Below are 22,744 nucleotides of genomic sequence, written 5' to 3'. Positions count from 1 at the left end.
CATGGCTGCCCCCGGGAATTCCGCAGACAAGGCAGCAGCTGCCCGAAAGCGGCCGCTGATCATGCACTACGCCGCTCGTTCCGACGTCGGCCGCATCCGCTCGAAGAACGACGACTCGGCGTATGTGGGCCGTCACCTTGCCGTCGTCGCGGACGGCATGGGCGGCCATGCCGGCGGCGACGTCGCATCGGCGGCCACGGTGCTGGACATGCTCCACCTCGACCGCGACGATTACGACGCCGGCGAGGCAGACACCGTCCTGGCCGACGAGATCCAAACCGCCAATTCGCTGCTCTCCGAACTGGTCCACATGAACCCGAAACTGGCCGGGATGGGGACGACCGTTACTTCCCTGCTCCTGGCCGGCGGCAAGCTGCACTTCGCCCACATTGGTGATTCGCGCGCCTATCGGCTCCGCAACGGAACGTTTGAGCAGGTCAGCGTGGACCATACCTTCGTTCAGCGGCTCATCGACGAGGGCAGGCTGCGTCCGGAGGAAGCCGAAACGCATCCGCACAAGAACGTCCTGATGCGCGTCCTGGGCGACGTCGACGCCAGCCCCGAACTGGACCTCGACGTCCTCGACGTCGAACCCGGCGAACGCTGGCTGCTGTGTTCCGACGGCCTCAATTATGTGGCCGGGCACGTGGTGGAACGCACCGTCCGGGAAACCAAAGATCTGCGGGAGTGCGCCGAAACACTCGTGGATCTCACCCTCGAAGCCGGCGCACCGGACAACGTCACGGTTGTCATGGTCGATATCGCTGAACAGACCCCCGACGACGTGAACACGGCCGCCGTCGAGGTCGTGCCGCCGGCCAGCGTTGCCCCGCCCGCGCCAGTCACCGCGAAGGCCCCGGCCTCGTCCGCCGCCGGGGACACCCCGCCGTCCGGCAGCACCTATGCCGGCACCTCCTCCGACTCCGACTCCGCCGCACCGGGAACGACCCCTGCCACCGGTGCAGCTTCGGGTAACGACACCGGCCAGCCGGCGACACCCGCGGCGCAGGAACCTGAGCCCTCCACCGACCCGCACCTGGGCGAACATCTCTCGGCCGAGGTTCTGCGCGAGGAACTTTCGACCCGCCCGCATGAACTGGTGGGCGCCGCAGCCGCGGCTGCGGCGTCAGGCTCGATTCCGTCGATCGCCGGCCGCACGGTGGCCCGCCGCGCCGCCACTGTGCTGACGCATAAGGCGGACCAAGCCAGGGACGATGCCGAAGAACTCAAGCCCCCGGTTAAGCGCCGGCCCTGGCTTACCATCTCGATCGCAGCGACCATCGCGGCCCTGCTCGGGATTGGCCTCTGGCTCGGTTACGCGTGGACCCAGACCCGCTACTACATCGGGGAGCAGGACCAGCACGTCGCCATTTTCAACGGCGTCTCGCAGCGCCTGGGTCCCATTCCCCTGTCCACCCTCGAAACGGTGACCAATATCCGGATGTCCGATTTGCCCGAATTCTCGCAGCAGCGGGTACGCCAGACCGTCCCCGCGCGGGACCTCTACGATGCCCAGCGGATCGTCAAGAACCTTGAGCGCACCGGCACCACGGCCCCGGCAGACGAATGCCTGAGCCCGTCACCGAGCGCCGGGCCGAGCAAGAGCCCGACGCCAAGCGCGAGTCCCGGCGCGGGTGCCAAGGCGCCGGCACCGACGTCGCCCGCCCCCTCCGCCTCGCCGTCGTCGACGGCCTGTGAGGGGGGAAAGTGACAGCCATCGGTACCGTTCCCAAGCCCCGCCGTAACGCCGAACTGGTGCTGCTGGTCCTCGCCCTTGCCGTGGGCATTGGTGCCCAGGCCTTGGTGGGCGTGGACCGGCAGAAGGCGTTTGATACCGACTTCTGGTTCCAGTCGGGCCTGCTGGCCGCGGCGGCGCTTGCTTTCCACGTGGTGCTCCGGATCCGGGCGAAATATGCCGACCCGGTAATACTTCCCCTGGTGGTGGCCCTCAATGGCCTCGGCCTGGCCATGATCCACCGCCTCGACCGCGTCGGTGAGGACACCGGAAACAACCAGCTCCGCTGGACGCTGGTTGCGATGGCCGTCTCGATCGCGGTGATCTGGTTCCTCAAGGACCACCGGATCCTGCGCCGCTTCACCTACATCTCCCTGGCCGCCAGCGCGGTGCTGCTGATCCTGCCGCTGGTTCCGGGAGTCTCGGCAGGTGAAGTCCTGGGCGCCAGCGTCTGGATCAAGCTCGGATCGATGACTTTCCAGCCCGGCGAACTGGCCAAGGTCACCCTGGCGATCTTCTTCGCAGGGTACCTGTCCTCCAACCGCGACCTGATCCTGCTCGCGGGCCGCAAGATCGGCCCCGTGCAGTTCCCGCGGTTCAAGGACCTCGGCCCGATGATCGCGGCCTGGCTGGTCAGCATCGGCGTGCTGATCTTCCAGCGCGACCTTGGCACGTCCATCCTGTTTTTCGGGCTTTTCCTCGTGATGATCTACGTCGCCACGAGCCGGATCAGCTGGGTGATTATCGGCGTGGTCCTGATGGCCGCCGGCGGCTTCGTCGCCTCCAAGGTGTTCTCGCACGTGGCGCTGCGGATTGACGGCTGGATTAACGCGTTCACGCCCGAGGTCTACGGGCGCGCGTTCGGCGGCAGCCGGCAGATTGTCGAGGGGCTGTTCGGCATGGCCAACGGCGGCCTGGTCGGAACCGGCCTGGGTCAGGGCCGCCCCAACCTGGTCCCCTTCGCCAACAGCGACATGATCATCGCCTCCTTCGGCGAAGAGCTCGGCCTGATCGGCATTTTCGCCATCGTGCTGATGTACCTGTTGCTCTTCACCCGCGGCTTCCGGGCGGCGCTGGGCACCCGCGATGCCTTCGGGAAGCTGCTGGCGACCGGGCTGTCTTTCGCCATCGCGCTGCAGTGCTTTGTGGTAATCGGCGGCGTCACCCGCCTGATCCCGCTGACCGGATTGACGACGCCGTTCCTCGCCGCCGGCGGCTCGTCGCTGCTGGCGAACTGGATCATCGTCGGCCTGCTACTGATGATCTCGCACACCGCCCGCGGACCGGTGGACACCACCCCGCTCCCGCCGGGCGGGGATCCCACGGTTCGGGAAGCGGCTCCGGTCCTTCCACCGAAACCAGCCGCCACCCCTGGCCGCACCAGCGCCGATACCGACGCTCCCACTGAGGCGGTGAAACACCTGTGAACCAGGCCGTTCGCAATTCCTGGCTCGCCGCGATCGCGATGTTTGCGCTGATCTTCGGCGCGCTGAGCTACGTACAGGTAGTCGGCGCGGACGAACTCAAGGCCAACGCCTGGAACACCCGCACCCTGATCCAGAACTACTGCAACGACCGTGGCGCCATCATCGTCGGCGGCACGCCCGTCGCGCAGTCCGTCCCGGCCACGGAGAGCTGCCAGTTCCAGCGGACCTACACGCAGCCGGAGCTTTACGCGGGAATCACCGGGTACTTCTCCAAAAACTACGGCCTCACGGGCATGGAACTGGCCATGAACGAGGAGTTGGCGGGCAGCTCCGACCAGCTTTTCCTTGACCGGGTGGGCCAGTTGTTCCTGGGCAACCAGCCCAAGGGCGCCTCGGTGGAGCTGACCCTGGATCCGAAAATCCAAAAGCTCGCCTACGACCTGATCCCGGAAGGTCAGCGCGGCTCCATCGTGGTCAGCAACCCCAAGACGGGCGCGATCCTGGCCATGGTGTCCAAGCCGTCGTATGACCCCAATCTGGTGGCCACCCAGGACGCCGACGCCGAGGCGGCCAACATCACCGCACTGAACAAGATCCCCGGCATCAACCTGAACCAGTCGGTCAGCGGCCCGACGGGCGCCCTGCTGGCCCCCGGCTCGGTCTTTAAGATCATCGACACGGCGGCCGCCCTGGGTTCCGGGAAATACAACAAGGACAGCGTGCTGCCCAACCCGGCCGAACTGCCGTTCCCTGGCATCCAGTACAAGCTGCCCAACTATGCCGGCGGCAACTGCTACACCCGGGACACGGCCACCTTCGCCTTCGCGCTGCAGCAGTCCTGCAACACCCCGTTCGCCAGCATCGCCCTTGACCTGGGCCAGAAGGCGATCGGTGACCAGGCCGCCAAATTCGGCTTCGGCCAGGACTTCGGCGACCAGCTCAAACTCGAGTCCGCCAAGAGCTTTTTCCCCAGTGAGCCCCTGGACGCCGCGGGCCTGGCGCAGTCCGCCATCGGCCAGCGCGATGTCAGGGCCACGCCGCTGCAGATCAACCAGATGACCTCCGCGATTGCCAACGGCGGGATCCAGATGAAGCCCAACCTGATCAAGACCCTGCGCTCACCCGATCTGCGGATCATCAACGAGCCGAAGCCGGAGACCCTCCGGACCTCGACGAGCCCGGACATTTCCCGCCAGATCACCGAGTGGATGACCAGCGTGGTCAGCGACGGCATTGCCCGCGGCGCTGCCGTGCCCAATGTTGCGGTGGCCGGCAAGACCGGAACGGCGGAGCTCGGCACTGGCCTGAACAATTCATGGTTTACCGGGTTCGCCCCGGCCAACGACCCGCAGGTGGCTGTCACGATTGTCATGCAAGACGTGGACATCACCACCGGTGCACAGCTAACCAGTCCGAACGCGAAGAAGATTTTTGAGGCGGTGTTGAATAAGTGAGGCCTACATCGGGAATCACCCTCGGCGGCAGATTCCAGCTGACCACACGCATTGCGATCGGCGGGATGGGGGAAGTCTGGAAGGCCAAGGACCTGATCCTCGGCCGGATCGTCGCCATCAAGGTCCTCAAGGAGGAATACACCGGCGACCCCGGGTTCCTGCAGCGCTTCCGGGCGGAGGCGAGGCACACCGCCCTGCTGAACCACGTGGGCATCGCCAACGTCTTTGACTACGGCGAGGAGGAAGGTTCCGCCTACCTCGTGATGGAACTGGTGCCCGGTCAGCCGCTCAGCAGCATCATCGAGCATGAGCAGGTACTTTCCCCGGACCGGACGCTGTCGATCATTTCGCAGACCGCCCGTGCCTTGTCGGTCGCGCACGCGCAGGGACTGGTGCACCGTGACATCAAACCGGGCAACCTGCTGATCACGCCGGAGGGCCGGGTCAAGGTCACGGACTTCGGGATTGCCCGGTTGGCGGACCAGGTGCCGCTGACCCAGACCGGACAGGTGATGGGCACCGCCCAGTACCTGGCTCCGGAGCAGGCGACCGGGCAGACCGCTACCGGCGCTTCGGACATCTACTCGCTCGGTGTGATCGGCTACGAATGCCTGACCGGGCACCGCCCGTTCTCGGGTGAATCACAGATCGCCATCGCGCTGGCCCAGGTCAACGATGCACCGCCGCCGTTGCCGGATACGCTGCCCAAGCCGGTCCGGGCCCTGCTGATGTCGATGCTGGCCAAGGACCCCAAGAACCGCCCGGCCAACGCGATCAAGCTGGCCGAGGCGGCCGAGGCCATCCGCAACGGCGATATTCCGGCAGCCCAGGCGGCCGTCCCCGGCATGCTGCTCTTCGAGGCGCCCACCGGCCCGATCACCGCACCCGTCGACGTGCCCACCGCATCGACCAGCGTCATCGGCGCCAGCGCGGCGGAGGACAAGTCGACGTCGGCGTTGCCCGTGCTCGGTGCTGCCGGTGCCGGTGCAGCCGCCGGCATGGCAGCCGGAGCTGCCGCTGCCAGCGGTTACGGCGCACGGAACGCGCTCTCTCGCGCAGACGCCCTGGCAGCCGAACGCACCTGGGTCCCGGAGGAAGACCCCGACGATGACGGGTATGAAACGGAGGAGCCGCAGCGGCGCCGGGGCCGCAGCCCGTGGACCTGGCCGTTGGTCGCCTTGATCCTGCTGGTGTTGTTTGCCCTCGTGGGGGTCATCCTGTCGCAGGCCGGGATCCTCTTCCCGTCGTCCCCCGCAACCAGCTCCAGTACCAAGGCCAGCACCACGACGTCGGCGCCCCCGACGTCGAACACCCCGACTCCCAGCGCGACCAGCAGTTCGGCGACGCCTACCCAGTCCACGCCGGCCGCCATCAATCTGATTCCTGAGGAGTATCTGGGTCAGCAGTACAGGGATGTTCGCAGTAAGCTGATTGGACTGGGACTCGGCGTCACGGGCTCCGAAGTGTTTGACAACGCCGCGCCAGGGACGGTCACCGAGATCGACCCCAGCGGCCCCGTCCAGCCGGGCACCACCATCACGGTGACCTACTCCAAGGGCCCCAAGATGGTTGCCATCCCGCCCCTGGAGCAGGGTGCCAGCGAAAGCGCCGTGCAGCAGGCCATCCAGGGTGCGGGGCTCCGCTGGCAGAAGGGTGACGCGGTGGAAGGCCGGAAGAACCAGCAGGCCGGGACTTTCGTGAGCTCGGACCCGCCGTCCGGCCAGCAGGTTTCGGCGGGCTCCATTGTCATCTACCACCTGTCCGCAGCACCTTCCTCCGCACCGAGCGCCACCAGCTCCAGCAGCTCCAGCAGCCCCGGCAAGTAGGCAACTGTGTCTTCTTCACCCCGCACTCCTTCGCACCGGGAGGACAATAGCCCTACGGGGCAGCGCCGTGTCCTCAGCGGGCGCTATGAGCTGGGTGAGCTGATCGGTCGCGGCGGCATGGCGGACGTCTTCCGCGGCCTCGACACCCGGCTGGGGCGGACGGTGGCGATCAAGCTGCTGCGTCCGGATCTGGCGCGCGACCCACAATTCCAAGCCAGGTTCAAACGCGAGGCGCAGGCCGTCGCCGCCCTGAACCATCCGTCGATTGTTGCCGTCTACGACACCGGGGACCACGCGGTCCCGGGCGACCACGACGACAGCGTCCGCGTCCCGTACATCGTGATGGAGTTCGTCTCGGGCAGGACCATCCGGGATCTGGTGCGGGCCAAGGAAGTCAGCATCGATGAGGCGATCGATTTCACCCTTGGTGTGCTCTCCGCCCTTGATTACAGCCACCGTGCAGGGATCGTGCACCGGGACATCAAGCCCGCCAACGTGATGTTCTGCCCGGATGCCAACAGCGTTAAAGTGATGGACTTTGGGATCGCCCGGGCCATGGCGGATTCGTCGGCCACGATGACCCAGACCCAGGCAGTGGTGGGCACTGCGCAGTACCTGTCGCCGGAGCAGGCACGGGGCGAGACGGTGGACGCCCGCAGCGACCTCTATTCGGCCGGCTGCCTGCTCTACGAGATGCTGACCGGACGACCGCCCTTTATCGGCGACAGCCCGGTCTCCGTCGCATACCAGCACGTGCGCGAGATTCCGGACCCCGCCAGCAGCCTTAACCCGGAAGTCTCTGCCGCGCTGGACGGCGTCCTGGCCAAAGCGCTGCAAAAAAACCGCGCCGACCGCTTTCAGGACGCCGCCGCCTTCCGGCGTGCCCTCCGCGCGGCGCGCAGCGGGGTATCCGTTCCACTGCTGCCGGCCTCCGAAGCCGCCACCGACCCCAACAACACTGTCCCGATGTCAGGGCACACGCCCCCTACGGCTGCCTTCGCCCTGACCGGTGCCAAGTTCCTCGACGAGCCGCCGGTCAACCGGTTCCAGCCGGACAACGAACTGGAAACCGGCGCCCTTACCGCGGCGTTCGGCAGCAGCGCGGTCGCGGATACCGGAAGCCTCGGCCTGAGCCTCCCCGCCGAGCGCGAACCGAGCGGGCGGCAGAAGTCCCGGCGCCGCACCTGGATCGCCACACTGGTGATCTTCACCCTGCTGGTGTTGGCGGGGGGCGGGCTGTGGCTTTACAACATGGTCAACCAGCCACCCGCACCGGTCGCCAAGGTGGATGTCCCGCCCGTGACCTCACTGACCGAATCCGAGGCGTTGCAGAAGCTGTACAACGCCGGCTTCAAGCCCCAGCTCCGTCGCGTCCAGCACGAGACGGTCCCAAAGGGAATCGCGGTCGGTACTGTCCCGGCCGCCGGCAGCTCGTTGGAACGCAATTCGGACATCATGCTCAACATCTCCGACGGTCCCAGCGTGATCACGATTCCCGACGATCTGGCGGGCCGGACGGAGGCCGACGCCCGGGATGTGCTCCGGCGAACCGGCCTGACCGCGAACCCCAAGACAACCCTGAGCAACAGCCCCACGGTACCGTCCGGGATCGTCATCACGACCAACCCGGCGCCCGGTCAGAAAGTACCCGTGGGCAGTGCGGTGGAAATCGTCGTCTCCACGGGCAAGGTGACGATGCCGCAGCTGGTCGGCCTGCCGCAGGCAGAAGCCGAGGCTGCACTGAAAAATGCCGGCCTGACACCCAACTTCACCGAAGTCGAGAACTCCCAGGTGGAGGCGGGGAAGGTCACAGGGCAGAGCGACCCGGCCGACGCCGCCGTCGAACAGGGCAAGACCATTACGGTGACCGTGGCCAAGGCCCCTCCGCCCCCGCCGCCGCCATCGCCGACCGCCACGCCGTCCCCGTCCCCGTCGCCGTCGCCGAGTAAGACCCGCGACCGGTAGCCGGCCGGGAGTACTGCTGCCTACTGCTGAATGAGTGGGCTCAGCACCGCCGCCCGTGCGGCGGCCCCGGTCATCCCCAGGGACTCGAGCCAGTTGCCGAGCATCTGGTACCCGCCCTCGGTCAACACCGATTCCGGGTGGAACTGCACGCCGCACAGGGGTGCTGTCCGGTGTTGCAGGCCCATCACGATGCCGCTTCCGGTCTCCGCGGTGATTTCCAGCTCCGCCGGGATACTTTCCCGGACCGCAGCCAGCGAGTGGTAGCGCGTCGCGGTGACAGGGGAGGGCAGTCCGGCGAAGACGCTGGTCCCGTGGTGGTCGACCAGGGATGTCTTGCCGTGCATCAGTTCCGGGGCGTGGGTGACCTGGCCGCCGTAGGCCTCGGCCAACGCCTGGTGTCCGAGGCAAACTCCCAGCATCGGTTTGTTGTGGCTGCCGCACCACTTGATCAGATCGATGCAGATGCCGGCTTCTGCCGGGGTGCCAGGTCCGGGGGAGACCAGGATTCCGTCCCGTGCTTCGGCCAGCTCGACAGCCTCGGCGAGGGTGACGTCGTCGTTGCGGACCACCGTAGTTTCCGCCCCGAGCTCCTGGAGGTAGCCGACCAGGGTGTAGACAAAGCTGTCGTAGTTGTCTACGACGAGGATCTTGGTTGTGCTCATGGGTGCCGTGCCGTGCCAATCGTCGAGTCTGTGAACGGGCTGAATTGCGCCATCCAGGGGAAGAGGAACTGAACCATCAATACCAGCACGCCGGCCAGCAGGACCAATGCCGTCGCAACGCGCAGCCACAACGGGCCGGGCAGTTGGCGGAAAAGCCATCCGTACATGGCCTACCCGCCTTCCATGGTGCGCGCCACCCGGGCCGCTATCTCGGCCGGGGGACCCGCGGCTGCCGGTTGCCAGCCCTCCAGCAGGGAGTAGGCGATGATGCGTTCCTGCGAGCCAAAGCGGGGATTGCAGCTGGTCATGGTGAGGTACCGCTCGCGGGGCTCGGCGGCGGGACGGGTTGGGACCGGCAGCAGCACCTCGGTCGCGGTGGGCAGGACCGTCTGGCTGTTGCGGTAGCCGTACGTGTAGTAGCCGTCCCTGGTCTGCACGTAGATCTTGTCGCCGGGAACCAGTGCATCAATATTGTCCAGGACGGCGCCGTGGGTCTGCCGGTGGCCCGCCAGCGCAAAGTTCCCGGCCGCGCCCGGCATGGCGGTTCCTGGGTAGTGTCCCAATCCGAGTGAGTCCAGGACCGCCGGAGAGGTGCCCTGAACGAGAGGCCGGGCGTAGGCGGCGCCGAAGCGCGGCACGTAGACGACGCCGATGGTGCTTCCGGGGGAAGGCTCGACGCCGACGGCAGGAGCGCCGGCTGCAGCCTGCACGGCGTGCTGCGTCCCGCCCGGGGCGCCGGAGCCGCGGGCGAATTCCCTTACGGCTTCTCGCTGCCGGGCGTCGGCGTCGAGGTTGGTCCACCACAATTGCCAGGCGACGAACAGCAGCAGGACCACCCCGGCAGTGAGCAACAATTCCCCGGCAACGTGCAGGGCACGGGAGGTTGGGGCACCGCCGGGCCGGGCGCGGGCCGCTGCGGGTTCCGTTTTCTCCTGCCGCAACCTGGTTCTCCTTCCGGGGCTTTGCGGAGGCACCGGCGTGCTCCGAACTACAGCTAGAATTGGCTGGAATCAGGATTCAACAACTTGACCAAGCGCGCGTTGACCACCGGCTGTTCCTTCTTCCTGCAGGATATCAAGCCGGCCCAGCCGCCTTGCATCCAGCCCGCCAAGGAGGACCCGTGCCCGAGTCGAAGCCGCGAAAGAGGACTGCGTCAGCGGCGCAGCAGACCTCTGCGACGCAGGCCCACAAGCCCAACGCCGTCTGGTTCAAGCCGGTGATGTTCGGCCTGATGATCATCGGGTTGCTCTGGATCATTACTTTTTACATCAGTGAGGGCACCCTTCCGGTCAAGGACTGGGCTTCGTGGAACATCGTCGCCGGCTTCGGCATCGCCATCGTTGGTTTCCTGATGACGACCCGGTGGCGTTCCTGATCCAGATCCACCCCACTCCGCAGCAGGCCGGCACCCCGTGTGCCGGCCTGCTGCGTTAAGCCGGGCCACAGCCGGGACAGGCGATAATGCTTGGAAACCCCCTCCAGCAAAGGATGTAGATGACACCGGACGCCAGCGGCTGCATCATCGGTGAGGACGGACTCGCCCGTCCGGCCTGGGCCGCCACCGACCCCCTGTTGCGCGACTACTACGACCAGGAGTGGGGGTTGCCGGTCCGGGACGAACAGGGTCTGTACGAGCGCATCAGCCTCGAGGCGTTCCAGGCGGGGCTCTCGTGGGCCACCATATTGCGCAAGCGGCCCGCCTTCCGCGCCGCCTTCGCAGGCTTCGATCCCGACACCGTCGCTGCCTTCGGGGAGGACGACGTCGAACGCCTGCTGCAGGACGCCGGCATTGTGCGCAACCGGTTGAAGGTCCGCGCGGCCATAACCAACGCACGGGCCACCATAAAGCTCAGGGACGACGGCGGACTCGCGGATTTCGTCTGGGGCTTCCAACCGGAGGCCACCCCGCACCCGACATCCCTGGCGCAAATCCCCACGACCTCGCCGGAATCGATCGCCCTCTCCAAGGGCCTGCGGAAGCGCGGCTTCGTTTTTGTTGGGCCTACCACCATGTACGCCCTGATGGAGGCCATCGGGATGGTCGACACCCATCTGCTGGACAGCCACCGCCGCGGCAGCTCGGGCGTCTGGCGGGCGTAGTGACCGACCCCCAGCTGTGCATAAAACGGCGTCGGTTATCCACAGGGTGTTGACGAAGCACCCCGCTGTCCGCAGCCGGGACCGGCAAGCGGTCCGCCGCCCGGGGCCGTGCGGAACCACGTGAGGTAGCGGCGCTGCCCGGATTACACCGGTGTGAGTTATTAACAGTGTGGATTACCTGTGGATAACTGTGTCCGCCTCCCGACGTTCGGCGTCGCGGGGGGCGGGTCCTCCGAAAATGGCAACGGTGACCCCTGTTCTCCGCCCAAAGACCCCGGGTTTGTCCGGGGCAGGGCGGTTATCCACTTAACAACAACCCCGCTACCCACAACTTATCCACAGCTGGGGAAAAGTCGGTGGCAGCCCACCCATCGAGGGAGTGCGCCGGTGCGCTGACGGCGATTTTCCACTGGAAAGTGGGAGCGTCAAGTTATTAACGCTGTGCATAAACCTGTGTAAGAAAGCGTAGGAGAGCGGGCCATACCGCCCCTGGCGCCGCGCGGGCTCCGTCTTCAGCATTCTCCGGCCGGTAGCTGGACCTGCGGTTGTCCACTTAACCACAGGCAGCGCTCACAGGGTTATCCACAAATGTGGAGAACGCACGGCCGAATCTGCAGAACTTGCCCGGTGGGGCGCCCAGATCCGGCAAGCGTTGATGAACTACAGGGATGTAAGTTACCAACAGTGTGGATAAACCCTGTGGATAACTCTTTTTGACCGAAATCCCGGCCGACCGGACGTCGCCGCAGTGGATCATGGCGGCGGTGTAGGGGTCATGGTCGCCGTGGTCCTGTGCGCACGACGGTTGACGCCATCGCGGAGGGAAGCCCTATGCACCGGCGGGGAAGGGCAAGGTGCCTAGGCGGGAAGGGCAGGCTGCCTAGGCGGGCAGGGCTGTTGCGGCGACGCGCAGCGCGGTGGCCGCGACCAGCAGGCACAGGACCGCCGCGAGCCCTGCAGCCTGGAGGATGCCGCGGCGTGCTCCGCGCGGAACGTAGGCGATGACGGCGGCGCAGAGCGCGCCGGTGATGAGGCCGCCAAGGTGTGCCTGCCAGGCGATTTGCGGCACGACGAACCCGATCACGCCGTTGATGGCGATGAGGACCCAGAGTTGCCTGGTATCCCCGCCGCGGTGGCGCTGAACCACCAGCATCGCGCCGAAGAGGCCGAAGATCGCCCCGGAAGCGCCCTCAACACCGTAAGGGGGGAGGATGGGCGTCAGGAGGAGATAACCTACGGAGCCCCCCACGGCCGACAGCAGGTAGACGGCCAGGAAGCGGAGGCGCCCGAGCAGCGGTTCCAGTGCCTGTCCGAAGATCCACAGCATGTACATGTTCAGCACGATGTGGAGAATGAAGTCCTGCGAGTGCAGGAACGCCGAGGTGACCATGCGCCAGGGTTCGAATTCGCCAAATTGGGGAGCGGCGTACACGGATGCGAAAGCGAAGTATTGCTCCACGGCGCGGCCGGGGACGATCCACTGCAGCACGTACACCAGGGCACAGGCGGCGATGATCCCGAGGGTCACCAGAGGCTTCCCGGCGGCAACGGCGCCGCCGTAAGCCGAGCGGACGCCCGGCGTCGTGCGTTTGGTTTCGTTGACGCAGTCAACACATTGGAATCCGACGGCGGCCGCCCGCTGGCAGTCCGGGCACGCAGGGCGCCCGCAACGCTGGCACCGCACATAGGCGGGCCGGTCGGGGTGCCGGGGGCACACCGGGATCTGCGCGGACGGCTCTGCCGCCGGAATTCCGTAGCTCATGGCAGGAGCTAGAGCTGCTCGACGTCAATGCTGTTGATGACAACGTCCTCGACCGGACGGTCACCCATGCCGGTGCGGACGCCCTCGATCGCGTCTACGACCTTCTTGGATTCCTCGTCCGCTACCTCACCGAAGATGCTGTGCTTGCCCTGCAGCCACCCGGTCGGGATGGTGGTGATGAAGAACTGCGATCCGTTGGTGCCGCGGCCCATCTGGATACCGGCGTTGGCCATGGCCAGCTTGTAGGGCTCGTTGAACGTCAGTTCCGGGTGGATCTCGTCGTCGAACTTGTAACCCGGGCCGCCGGTACCGCGGCCCAGCGGGTCGCCCGCCTGGACCATAAAGTCCTTGATGATGCGGTGGAAGATGGTGCCGTTGTACAGCGGGGTGCCGGTCTTGTCCTCACCGCTTTCCGGGTGGGTCCAGGCCTGCTCGCCGGTGGCCAGGCCGACAAAGTTCTTCACGGTCTTCGGCGCGTGGTTGCCGAAGAGGTTGACGACAATGTCGCCGAGGCTTGTGTGGATGGTTGCTTTTGCGGTTGCGATGGCAGTCATGGGCCCTATTCTTCCACGCGGGGGACCCCGGCACAGGGCCCCGCGGTCAGTTCCGCGCTGGGTGAAATCAGGCGGAAATCCGGGCGAAGAATAGCCGGTGAGGTCCCGGACACGTAGGCTAACTGCAGAACCGTCACATTAATCGGGAGGTAGTTGTGAAGAAAACGGATCGTATTGCCCGCGACTTGGAGAACTCAGTCAGCAGCGCAGTAGAAAATGCCAAGGACTGGGCTACCCCCCGGGTGGAGGCCGCTGTTGACTGGGCGGTTCCGCGCCTGCAACAGGGCCTGGACACCGCTTCCCCCAAGATCCAGGAGGGCCTGAAGTCCGCGGCCCACAATCTGGCCGACGGCGTGGCAACGGTGACCCCGCGGCTGCAGGACGGCCTCGCACAACTGGCCCCGAAACTCCACGACGCTGTCGACAGTGCCACCCCCCGGCTGCACGACGCGCTGGACAAGGCCACCCCGGTGATCGCCAACGCCCGGGACCGGGTGGTCGCCGATTACCTGCCCAAGCTCTCCGACCAGATCGGTCTGGCTTCCGAGGCCGTGCACCGCACCTTGGAAGGCGCACCGGCCCACGTCGACGCCGTGGCGCAGCGGCTGGTTGACTCCGGCGTGATCCGCAACCTCCAGGAGCAGGTGCAGTCCGCCAGCAAGCAGGTCAATGCCGCGGCCGCCGAAGCCAGCCGCACCGTCACCGGAAAGATCGCCCAGCCGCAGAAGCCCAAGCACCGCGGCTTCCTGATTTTCGGCGTCATCGCTGCGGCCGCAGCCGCCGGCGTCGCTGCCTGGCGGGCCTCCAAACCGGTCGAGGACCCGTGGAAAACGCCGGCTCCCGTGACGCCGGCGACCCCGGCCCCGGTGCCGGCCGCCACCGTGAACGACGCGAACGGCCCGGCGACGGAAGCCGCTGGCACCGGGACTGCTACGGTCGCGGCCGAGGACCAGACCGCGACGGCGTCCAAGCACGTGGCCGAGGAAGCCGACTCGACGAAGGCTGACGGTGCCGACAAGACCGCCGCTGCAGACACCGCCGCCGTGCTGAAGGGCGAAGACAAGACCAAGTAGCCCCGCCAGCGGTCGGCGAACGCGCCGGTCGTCATGGTGAACAGCCCGAGGAGGGACCCCAGCACCGGCGGGGTCCCTCCTTTGGTCTCAGCCAGCCTGCCGGCTGCGCCCGTCGACGACTCCAAGGTCCAGCCCTAGTGCTAAATTTGGGGTGATGTCACCCGATAAATCCGCTACGGATGCCCTAGACGACGCCGCGCCGACGCCGGCGGTTTCCATTGTCATTCCGGCATACAACGAGGAAAGCGTCATTCGGCAGTGCCTGATCGCCGCCGTCTACCAATCCGTTCCGGCCCACGAGATCATCGTGGTGGACAACAAGTCCAGGGACCGCACCGCGACCTTCGTCCGGCAGATGCAGTTGGAGTACCCCGAAAGCCGCATCGTCCTGCTCAGCCAGAGCCAGGACCAGGGCCTTATCCCCACGCGCAACTACGGGCTCGACCACGCCACCGGTGACATCCTTGGCCGGATCGACGCTGACTCTGTCCTTGAGCCGGATTGGGTGGAGCAGGTCCAGAAGGCTTTCGCTGATCCCTCGGTGCATGCCGCCACCGGTCCGGTCGTCTACTACGACATGCCGATGCGACGTTTCGGGCTGAAGGCCGACGACAAGATGCGCCAATTGATGCTCAAGCTCGCCAAACACCAGTACCACTTCCTCTTCGGCTCGAATATGGCCCTGCGGCGCTCGGCCTGGGAGGCGATCCGGCTGGAGACCTGCAGGGACGAGAAGGACGAGATGCATGAGGACATCGATCTGTCCCTGCACCTCGCGGACCACGATCTCCGGATCCAGTACTGGCCGCAGATGGTGTCCGGCATGTCGGCCCGCCGGCTTGAGGATTCACCCCGGGACTACCGTTACTACGTCACCCGTTTTGACCGGACGTACAAGGCGCACAACGTCAAGAAGATGGCCCTGAAGGCGCCCATGGTGGTTTTCTTCTCGGTCTACTTCCCCGCCAAGCTGCTGCGGGCCATCCACACCGTCAACACCGCCCAGCCGGCCCGCCGCGGCGGCCAGTAGGACGCCACCGGCCTAGTCTGCGCCGAGCTCTGCCAGCCGGGCGGCATCGCGCCGGTTGGCGCGGCCGCGCCGCTGTCCCAGCACGACCACGGCCAGTCCCACCAGGATCATCCCCAGACCGGCGTACGTGCCGGCCGGCAGGGTCTCCGCCAGGAACGCCGCCGCCAGCAACGCCGCGCCAGGGATCTCCAGCAGGATGATCATCGAAACCACCAGCGGGCTCATGGTTGCCAGCAGGTGGTTGAAGGCCGTGTGGCCTACGAGTTGGGCGGCCACCGTGACGGCCACGATGCCCAGCCAGCCGGCGGCATCAAAGCCGGTCAGTGGCTGCCCGCTGGCCAGTGCCAGGCCGGCCACCACGACGGCGCACATGCCGTAGCAAAGCGTGGTGTACACGCCCGTACCCATGCTCTGGCGCGCCTTGCCACCGGCCAGGGTGTAGGCGCCTGCCAGGACACCGCCGGCGACCGCCAGGAGGTCTCCGGCCAAGGCCTCGGACGAACTGCCCATGTCGAAGCCCGTGATCGCCACGACCCCACCGAAGGCGAGACCCAGGCCCGCAAGGACCTGCCAGGGGTGCCGGACGCCACGGAACAGCTGAAAGACAGCGATCCAGCCGGACTGCAGGCAGACCAGCGCGGTCGCAGCCGCCACCGATGTCAGCTGCAGGGAGGTGATGAAGCAGGCGAAATGAAACGCCAACGCCAGTGCTGCCACGAGGGACCACCCGAACTCGCTGCGCGTGACCCTGCCGAACTGGCGCGGCTGGCGCACCAGCACCGGGCCCGCCATAACGACCGCGCCGATCGCGTTGCGCCAGAAGGCAATGGCAAGGGCGCTGACCGTGGTGGCGCCCAGGGTGGCGGCGATCAGCGGCCCGGAGGAGGCGACGCCAAGCACGCCCAGGGCGGCGAGGATAAAGTTCACGCTTCCACAGTAGTGTGCGGCCGGCGGAGATTCGGCGGGCTTCTGGTCCGGCAACGCAAGAGGTCCCGGCCAGCGTTTCCGCTGGCCGGGACCTCTTTCCTATGGTGGAGGCACGGGGACTCGAACCCCGAACCCCCTGCTTGCAAAGCAGGTGCGCTACCAATTGCGCCATGCCCCCATAAGAAGCAACCCGTCCATCATACCCCGGTGCCGTCGAGCCGATAGTGGCTTTCCGGTCCGGGAACCGGGCTAATCAACCGTGTCGGTTGCCTTGCTCCAAACTGCTTTCCGGGCCTCGGACTCCTGTACTTTCCTGTAGACCAGGACGCCTGCGATCGTGGCTGCGACTACCAGCAACTTCTTCACATGCACCCCCGTTCCGGTCCGGAATCATCCGGCCCTTACAAGAACCAGTACAGGTTCCGTGGGCGTACCAGGACTTGAACCTGGGACCTCTTCGTTATCAGCGAAGCGCTCTAACCGCCTGAGCTATACGCCCCGATGCCTCATCGGGCCGAGATATGACTTTACAGCACATCCCGGCCCGATCTCAAATCGAGGGGCTTTCCCCGGAATTCCGGGGCAAGACACGGGCCTTAGTCATCGGTAAGGGTCACTCCGATGCCGCCGACGAGGGTCGCGGCGATGTTGTACAGCACGGCGGACAGCATGGAGAGCGCCGTCAGCAGGACGACGTTGATCACAGCGATGATGACCGCGAAGGAGGCAACCTGCCCCAGCGAGGCAACCTTCTTCAGTTCGAATCCGCCGCTCTCGGTTCCGGCCAGGGTGCCGAGCAGTCCGTCCACCTGGTCGAAGATGCCGGTCAGGTCCAGGACGGTCCACAGCACGATCGCGGCGACGACGGTGACGATGCCCAGTGCCACGGAGAGCAGGAACGCCATCTTGAGCACAGACCAGGGTTCCACTTTGCTGACCAGCAGCCGTGCCCGGCGGACCTTCGCCTTGGGCGCCGGCTTGACCAAACCAGGCTGGGCTGGGCGCTGGCCGGGCGCGGCAGGCCGCGTGCCGGCCGTTGCGGGCCGCTGGCCCGGCATCGCAGGGCGCTGGCCGGAGGTGGCGACGCCGGGGCGCTGCTGGGGCCGGGAGGGTGCGTTTACCCGCGGCGCTGCGGCCGGCTGCCGCGCGCCGCCGGGGCCGCTGCTCGACTTGGGATATGAGTCGGAATTACTCACGCGTTACCTCCGGTGTTGTCTTCGTCCAGCTCGGCATTGTCCGATGACTCATCTGACTCCGGGGCCGGTACTGATTCTGTCTCTCCGGACCCCTCTTGTGATCCGTTAGCTCCAGCCAACGTTACGTCATCCTGCCCTTCGGCTGGATTTTCGGCGTCGTTTTCCGCGGCCGTTTCCTCGCCTTCGAGACCGCGTTCGGTGTTCCGGGCAACGGCGATGATCCGGTCGTTCTTGTCCGGCTTGGCAAAGATGACACCCATGGTGTCGCGCCCCTTGGCGGGCACACCGCTTACCGAGGAACGCACCACCTTGCCGCCCTCCATCACGACCAGGACCTCGTCTTCTTCCTGCACGATCAGCGCGCCGGCGAGGTGGCCGCGTTCCTCCTGGTATTTGCCCACTTTGATACCCAGTCCGCCACGGCCCTGCTGGCGGTATTCCTCGACCGCGGTGCGCTTCGCGTAGCCGCCCTCGGTCACGATGAAGACGAACGATCCATCCGTGACGACATCGGCCGCCAGCAGTTCGTCGTCCTCGCGGAACTTCATGCCGGTCACGCCGGACGTGGCCCGGCCCATCGGGCGCAGCGCCTCGTCGGTGGCGGTGAAGCGGATCGACTGGCCCCGGCGCGAAACCAGCATGAGATCGTCGGTGTCGGACACCAGTTGCGCCGAGACGAGCTCATCGTTGTCGCGAAGGTTGATGGCGATCACGCCGGCAGACCGGTTGGTGTCGTAGTCCTCCAGTCGGGTCTTCTTGACCAGGCCGCGCTTGGTGGCGAGGACCAGGTAGGGAGCGTGCTGGTAGTCGCGCAGATCCAGCACCTGGGCAATACGCTCGTCCGGCTGGAATGCCAGCAGGTTCGCGACGTGCTGGCCCTTCGCGTCGCGTGCTGCCTCGACCAGTTCGTAGGCCTTGGCCCGGTAGACCCTGCCCAGGTTGGTAAAGAACAACAGCCAGTGGTGCGTCGTGGTGACAAAGAAGTGCTCCACGACGTCGTCCCCGCGCAGCTGGGCGCCCTTGATACCCTTGCCGCCGCGCTGCTGCGAGCGGTAGTTGTCGCTGCGGGTGCGCTTGACGTAGCCGCCACGGGTAATCGTGACCACCATTTCCTCTTCGGGGATCAGGTCCTCGATGGACATGTCGCCGTCGTAGCCCATCAGGATCTTGGTCCGCCGGTCATCGCCGTGCTTGGCGACAATCTCGGCAAGTTCGGTGCTGATGATCTCGCGCTGGCGTTCCTCGGACGCCAGGATCGAGGTGTACTCCGCGATCAGCGCTTCGAGCTCGGCGTGGCGGTCCTGGATCTTCTGGCGTTCCAGGGCAGCGAGCCGGCGGAGCTGCATGTCCAGGATGGCCTTGGCCTGCAGCTCATCGATGGCCAGCAGCTCGATCAGGCCGTCGCGGGCCGCCTCCGTTGTGTTGGAGGCGCGGATCAGGGCGATGACCTCATCCAGGGCATCGAGTGCCTTCAGGAGGGCACGCAGGATGTGCGCTTCCTCCTCTGCCCTGCGCAGGCGGTAGCGCGTCCGCCGGGCGATGACGTCCATCTGGTGCGTGACCCAGTGCCGGATGAAGGCATCGAGGCTCAGGGTGCGCGGCACGCCGTCGACGATGGCCAGCATGTTGGCCGGGAAATTGTCCTGCAGCTGGGTGTGCTTGTAGAGGTTGTTCAGCACCACCTTGGCGACGGCGTCGCGCTTGAGCACGATCACGAGGCGCTGGCCGGTGCGGCCGGAGGTCTCGTCACGGAGGTCGGCGATGCCGGAGATCTTGCCGTCCTTGACCAGTTCGGCGATCTTGATGGCCAGGTTGTCCGGGTTGGCCTGGTACGGCAGTTCGGTCACCACCAGGCAGGTCCGGCCCTGAAGTTCCTCGACGTTGACCACGGCGCGCATGGTGATGGAGCCACGGCCGGTGCGGTACGCGTCCTCGATGCCCTTGCGGCCGAGGATCGTGGCACCGGTCGGGAAGTCGGGTCCCTTAATCCGCAGCATCAGCTCTTCGAGCAGTTCTTCGCGGCTGGCGGTGGGGTTGGCCAGATACCACTGGACTCCGTCGGCAACCTCGCGGAGGTTATGCGGCGGAATGTTGGTGGCCATCCCGACGGCGATGCCCGAGGAGCCGTTCACCAGCAGGTTCGGGAACCGCGCCGGAAGGATCGTCGGTTCCTGGTTCTTGCCGTCGTAGTTGTCCTGGAAGTCGACGGTTTCCTCGTCAATATCCCGGACCATTTCCATGGCCAGTTGGGCCATCTTGGTCTCGGTGTACCGCGGGGCGGCGGCACCGTCGTTGCCCGGTGAACCGAAGTTCCCCTGGCCCAGTGCCAGGGGGTAGCGCATCGTCCAGTCCTGGATGAGACGGACCAGCGCATCGTAGATGGCGGTGTCGCCGTGCGGGTGGTACTGGCCCATGACCTCGCCGACCACGCGGGCGCACTTGTTGAATGACCGTTCCGGGCGGTAGCCGCCGTCGAACATGGCGTAGAGGACGCGGCGGTGCACCGGCTTGAGCCCGTCACGGACGTCCGGAAGGGCGCGGCCCACGATCACGGCCATCGCGTAGTCGAGGTAGGAGCGCTGCATCTCCGTCTGCAGGTCGACCTGCTCTACCCGGTCGGTCAGCACGTCGGTGTCCAGCACTTCGCCTTCGAGCACGGGTTCCGTGCCGTTGTCGGCGGGAACTTCAGGTGTTTCGTCACTCATTATCTATTTTCCGTTTCAGGTATATACCGGTTCGAGAATATTTTGCGAAGGCGCTAGATATCGAGGAACCGGACGTCCTTGGCGTTCTGCTGAATGAAGTTTCGGCGGGATTCCACGTCCTCACCCATGAGGGTGGAGAAGACTTGGTCGGCGGCCAAGGCGTCGTCCATGGTCACCTGCAGGAGCGTGCGGTGGTCCGGATCCATGGTGGTATCCCAGAGCTCCGTGTAGTCCATTTCGCCCAGACCCTTGTACCGCTGGATGCCGTTGTCCTTCGGGATGCGGCGGCCAGCGGCCTGTCCCGCAACCAGCTTCGCGTCACGTTCGCGGTCGCTGTAAACATAGTCATGCGGGGCATTGGACCACTTGATCCGGTACAGCGGGGGTTGCGCCAGGTACACGTAGCCGTTCTCGATCAGCGGCCGCATGTAGCGGAACAGCAAGGTCATCAGCAGGGTGGTGATGTGCTGGCCGTCCACGTCCGCATCGGCCATCAGGACAATCTTGTGGTACCGGAGCTTGGCCATGTCGAAGTCCTCGCCGATGCCGGTGCCGAACGCCGTGATCATCGACTGGACCTCAGCGTTGCCCAGCGCCTTGTCCAGGCGGGCCCGTTCGACGTTGAGGATCTTGCCACGCAGCGGGAGGATCGCTTGGGTCTCGGGATTACGGCCACGCTTGGCAGAACCACCGGCCGAGTCACCCTCCACGATGTAGACCTCACACTTCTGCGGGTCCTTGGAGGAGCAGTCGGAGAGCTTGCCGGGCATGCCGAAGGACTCCAGCGGGCTCTTCCTGCGCGCATTATCGCGCGCCTTGCGGGCAGCCATCCGGGCCTGCGCCGCGGAAATCGCCTTTCGGATAACATCGCGGGCCGGGTTGGGGTTGCGTTCCAGCCAGTCGCCCAGGCCGTCCGTCACCACCCGCTGGACGAAGCCCTTGACCTCGGAGTTGCCGAGTTTCGTTTTGGTCTGGCCCTCAAACTGCGGGTCTGCGAGCTTTACCGAAATCACGGCGGTCAGGCCCTCGCGGATGTCATCCCCGGTGAGGTTGTCATCCTTTTCCTTGATGATGCCCTTCTCCCGCGCATAGCGGTTGATGAGCGACGTCATCGCAGCACGGAAACCTTCTTCGTGCGTTCCACCCTCATGGGTGTTGATGGTGTTGGCGTAGGTGTGGACGCTCTCGGAGTAGGCGTTGGTCCACTGCATCGCCACTTCGAGGGCGATGCGCCGTTCTTTGTCTTCGGTCTCGAAGGCGATGACGTCCTCGTGGACAACCTCGACCTTCTTGCCCGAGTTCAGGTGCTTCACGTAGTCCAGCAGCCCGTTATCGTACTGGTACACCACCGTGTGGAAGTCTGCGGGGACCTCCCCTTCAGTCTCGACGGCGTCGAGGTCAAGGTCGCTGTCCTCGGACGGTTCCGCCGCTGCGCGGCGTTCGTCGGTCAGCGTGATGCGCAGTCCCTTGTTCAGGAAGGCCATCTGCTGGAAGCGGGCCCGGAGCGTTTCAAAATCGAACTCCGTCGACTCAAAGATGGTGGGGTCCGGATAGAACGTCTGCGTGGTACCGGTTTCGGTGGTCGCTTCGCCCTCAACCAGGCCGCCCTGGGGCTTGCCGCCGTCGGCAAAGGACATCCGCCAGACGTGTCCCTGCCGGCGTACCTCGGTCTCGACCCGGGAGGAAAGCGCATTGACCACGGAGATACCGACGCCGTGCAGGCCGCCGGAAACCGCATAGCCGCCGCCGCCAAACTTTCCGCCGGCGTGCAGGATGGTCATGACCACTTCCACCGTGGGTTTGTGCTCCGTCGGGTGCAGGTCCACCGGGATGCCGCGACCGTTGTCGACCACCTTGACGCCGCCGTCGGCCTGCAGCACAATCTCGATATGCGTGCAGTATCCGGCCAGGGCCTCATCGACTGAGTTGTCCACTACCTCGTAAACCAGGTGGTGCAAGCCGCGGGGGCCCGTGGAGCCGATATACATACCGGGTCGTTTTCGGACAGCTTCGAGGCCCTCAAGCACCGTGATGTCGCTGGCACCGTATTCACGCGGGGTCGGGCTCGCGGCGGGTGCGTCCACCGCGCCGTCCTCCACTGTTAGGTCCGCTGCCGGGAAATCTGTATTGTCGGTAGCCACAGGCGCTTTCGACTCCTCTACTTCGTTGAAGGCCGGCCGTCGCCGTATCCGGAGAGGAACGGTTTCCGCCAACAGGCACGTCACTGATGGCGCTGGCAGCATCACTCGCGAGAGTCGATCTCCGCACACAAAAATCGCGTCGGAAACGGACTCAGTCGACGTTTCACCGGCGCCCAGTTATCTATAT

The 22,744-nt window shown here is 65.9% G+C and carries 19 protein-coding genes and 2 tRNA genes; 9 read left to right on the top strand and 12 right to left on the bottom strand.

Annotated features, from left to right (window positions below; translation table 11 throughout):
* The first annotated feature begins 1 nt into the window (after position 1).
* Genes AC3ANP_RS05295 through pknB form a run of 5 tightly spaced genes read left to right on the top strand, consistent with a single transcriptional unit; the run spans position 2 to position 8,407 of the window.
* Complete coding sequence (locus AC3ANP_RS05295) at positions 2–1,711, top strand: PP2C family protein-serine/threonine phosphatase (RefSeq protein WP_488332293.1); 1,710 nt, start codon at positions 2–4, stop codon at positions 1,709–1,711.
* On the top strand, positions 1,708–3,162 hold the full coding sequence (locus tag AC3ANP_RS05290) for an FtsW/RodA/SpoVE family cell cycle protein (RefSeq protein WP_488332292.1): 1,455 nt from the start codon (positions 1,708–1,710) through the stop codon (positions 3,160–3,162). The genes AC3ANP_RS05295 and AC3ANP_RS05290 overlap by 4 nt, the downstream gene beginning before the upstream one ends.
* Positions 3,159–4,616, top strand: coding sequence for a peptidoglycan D,D-transpeptidase FtsI family protein (locus AC3ANP_RS05285; RefSeq protein ID WP_488332291.1), 1,458 nt, complete (start codon positions 3,159–3,161; stop codon positions 4,614–4,616). Before AC3ANP_RS05290 ends, AC3ANP_RS05285 begins: the two co-directional genes overlap by 4 nt.
* Positions 4,613–6,442 carry a protein kinase domain-containing protein gene (locus AC3ANP_RS05280; protein ID WP_488332290.1) on the top strand — a complete coding sequence of 610 codons (1,830 nt, stop codon included), beginning with the start codon at positions 4,613–4,615 and terminating at the stop codon, positions 6,440–6,442. Before AC3ANP_RS05285 ends, AC3ANP_RS05280 begins: the two co-directional genes overlap by 4 nt.
* A 6-nt stretch (positions 6,443–6,448) precedes the next feature.
* Complete coding sequence (gene pknB / locus AC3ANP_RS05275) at positions 6,449–8,407, top strand: Stk1 family PASTA domain-containing Ser/Thr kinase (RefSeq protein ID WP_488332289.1); 1,959 nt, start codon at positions 6,449–6,451, stop codon at positions 8,405–8,407.
* Between the two features lie 20 nt (positions 8,408–8,427).
* Here pknB and AC3ANP_RS05270 read toward each other — a convergent pair whose 3' ends face one another.
* From AC3ANP_RS05270 to AC3ANP_RS05260, 3 genes are read right to left on the bottom strand one after another with little or no spacing between them, the layout of a single operon-like run.
* On the bottom strand, positions 8,428–9,069 hold the full coding sequence (locus tag AC3ANP_RS05270; protein ID WP_488332288.1) for an anthranilate synthase component II: 642 nt from the start codon (positions 9,067–9,069) through the stop codon (positions 8,428–8,430).
* Positions 9,066–9,236 (bottom strand): hypothetical protein, encoded by a 171-nt coding sequence (locus AC3ANP_RS05265; RefSeq protein ID WP_488332287.1) that lies wholly within the window; start codon positions 9,234–9,236, stop codon positions 9,066–9,068. Before AC3ANP_RS05265 ends, AC3ANP_RS05270 begins: the two co-directional genes overlap by 4 nt.
* A gap of 3 nt (positions 9,237–9,239) precedes the next feature.
* Positions 9,240–10,010, bottom strand: coding sequence for a class E sortase (locus AC3ANP_RS05260; RefSeq protein ID WP_488332286.1), 771 nt, complete (start codon positions 10,008–10,010; stop codon positions 9,240–9,242).
* Between the two features lie 179 nt (positions 10,011–10,189).
* Between AC3ANP_RS05260 and AC3ANP_RS05255 the strand changes: the two genes are divergently transcribed.
* Together AC3ANP_RS05255 and AC3ANP_RS05250 are read left to right on the top strand one after the other, a co-directional pair.
* On the top strand, positions 10,190–10,444 hold the full coding sequence (locus tag AC3ANP_RS05255; RefSeq protein ID WP_488332285.1) for a cell division protein CrgA: 255 nt from the start codon (positions 10,190–10,192) through the stop codon (positions 10,442–10,444).
* 119 nt (positions 10,445–10,563) lie between these two features.
* A complete protein-coding gene (locus AC3ANP_RS05250; RefSeq protein ID WP_488332284.1) occupies positions 10,564–11,169 on the top strand; it encodes a DNA-3-methyladenine glycosylase I in 606 nt (201 codons plus the stop codon).
* Between the two features lie 880 nt (positions 11,170–12,049).
* On the opposite strand, the gene AC3ANP_RS05245 is transcribed toward AC3ANP_RS05250, so the two are convergent.
* Entirely contained in the window at positions 12,050–12,931 is an 882-nt protein-coding gene (locus tag AC3ANP_RS05245) for a rhomboid family intramembrane serine protease (protein WP_488332283.1), read from the bottom strand.
* An 8-nt stretch (positions 12,932–12,939) separates the two neighbouring features.
* On the bottom strand, positions 12,940–13,485 hold the full coding sequence (locus AC3ANP_RS05240; RefSeq protein ID WP_488332282.1) for a peptidylprolyl isomerase: 546 nt from the start codon (positions 13,483–13,485) through the stop codon (positions 12,940–12,942).
* 155 nt (positions 13,486–13,640) lie between these two features.
* Between AC3ANP_RS05240 and AC3ANP_RS05235 the strand changes: the two genes are divergently transcribed.
* Complete coding sequence (locus AC3ANP_RS05235) at positions 13,641–14,558, top strand: hypothetical protein (RefSeq protein ID WP_488332281.1); 918 nt, start codon at positions 13,641–13,643, stop codon at positions 14,556–14,558.
* A 154-nt stretch (positions 14,559–14,712) separates the two neighbouring features.
* Entirely contained in the window at positions 14,713–15,588 is an 876-nt protein-coding gene (locus tag AC3ANP_RS05230; protein ID WP_488332280.1) for a glycosyltransferase family 2 protein, read from the top strand.
* A gap of 12 nt (positions 15,589–15,600) precedes the next feature.
* Here AC3ANP_RS05230 and AC3ANP_RS05225 read toward each other — a convergent pair whose 3' ends face one another.
* The 7 genes from AC3ANP_RS05225 to gyrB all read right to left on the bottom strand — a co-directional run bounded on the left by AC3ANP_RS05225 (position 15,601) and on the right by gyrB (position 22,557).
* Positions 15,601–16,515, bottom strand: a complete 915-nt coding sequence (locus tag AC3ANP_RS05225) for a DMT family transporter (protein ID WP_488332279.1) — start codon at positions 16,513–16,515, stop codon at positions 15,601–15,603.
* Between the two features lie 102 nt (positions 16,516–16,617).
* A tRNA-Ala gene (locus tag AC3ANP_RS05220) sits at positions 16,618–16,693 on the bottom strand.
* A 71-nt stretch (positions 16,694–16,764) separates the two neighbouring features.
* Complete coding sequence (locus AC3ANP_RS05215) at positions 16,765–16,881, bottom strand: DLW-39 family protein (RefSeq protein ID WP_488332278.1); 117 nt, start codon at positions 16,879–16,881, stop codon at positions 16,765–16,767.
* A 59-nt stretch (positions 16,882–16,940) separates the two neighbouring features.
* Positions 16,941–17,014: transfer RNA gene (locus tag AC3ANP_RS05210), tRNA-Ile, on the bottom strand.
* 97 nt (positions 17,015–17,111) lie between these two features.
* A complete protein-coding gene (locus tag AC3ANP_RS05205) occupies positions 17,112–17,711 on the bottom strand; it encodes a DUF3566 domain-containing protein (RefSeq protein ID WP_488332277.1) in 600 nt (199 codons plus the stop codon).
* The gene (gene gyrA, locus AC3ANP_RS05200) at positions 17,708–20,416 is read right to left on the bottom strand and encodes a DNA gyrase subunit A (protein WP_488332276.1); all 2,709 of its coding nucleotides are present in this window, start codon (positions 20,414–20,416) and stop codon (positions 17,708–17,710) included. Before gyrA ends, AC3ANP_RS05205 begins: the two co-directional genes overlap by 4 nt.
* 53 nt (positions 20,417–20,469) lie before the next feature.
* Positions 20,470–22,557, bottom strand: a complete 2,088-nt coding sequence (gene gyrB, locus AC3ANP_RS05195) for a DNA topoisomerase (ATP-hydrolyzing) subunit B (protein WP_488332275.1) — start codon at positions 22,555–22,557, stop codon at positions 20,470–20,472.
* Positions 22,558–22,744: the final 187 nt, after the last annotated feature.

This window comes from Arthrobacter sp. JB02-1C (assembly GCF_057748045.1).
This window is presented reverse-complemented; position numbering and strand designations above follow the sequence as displayed.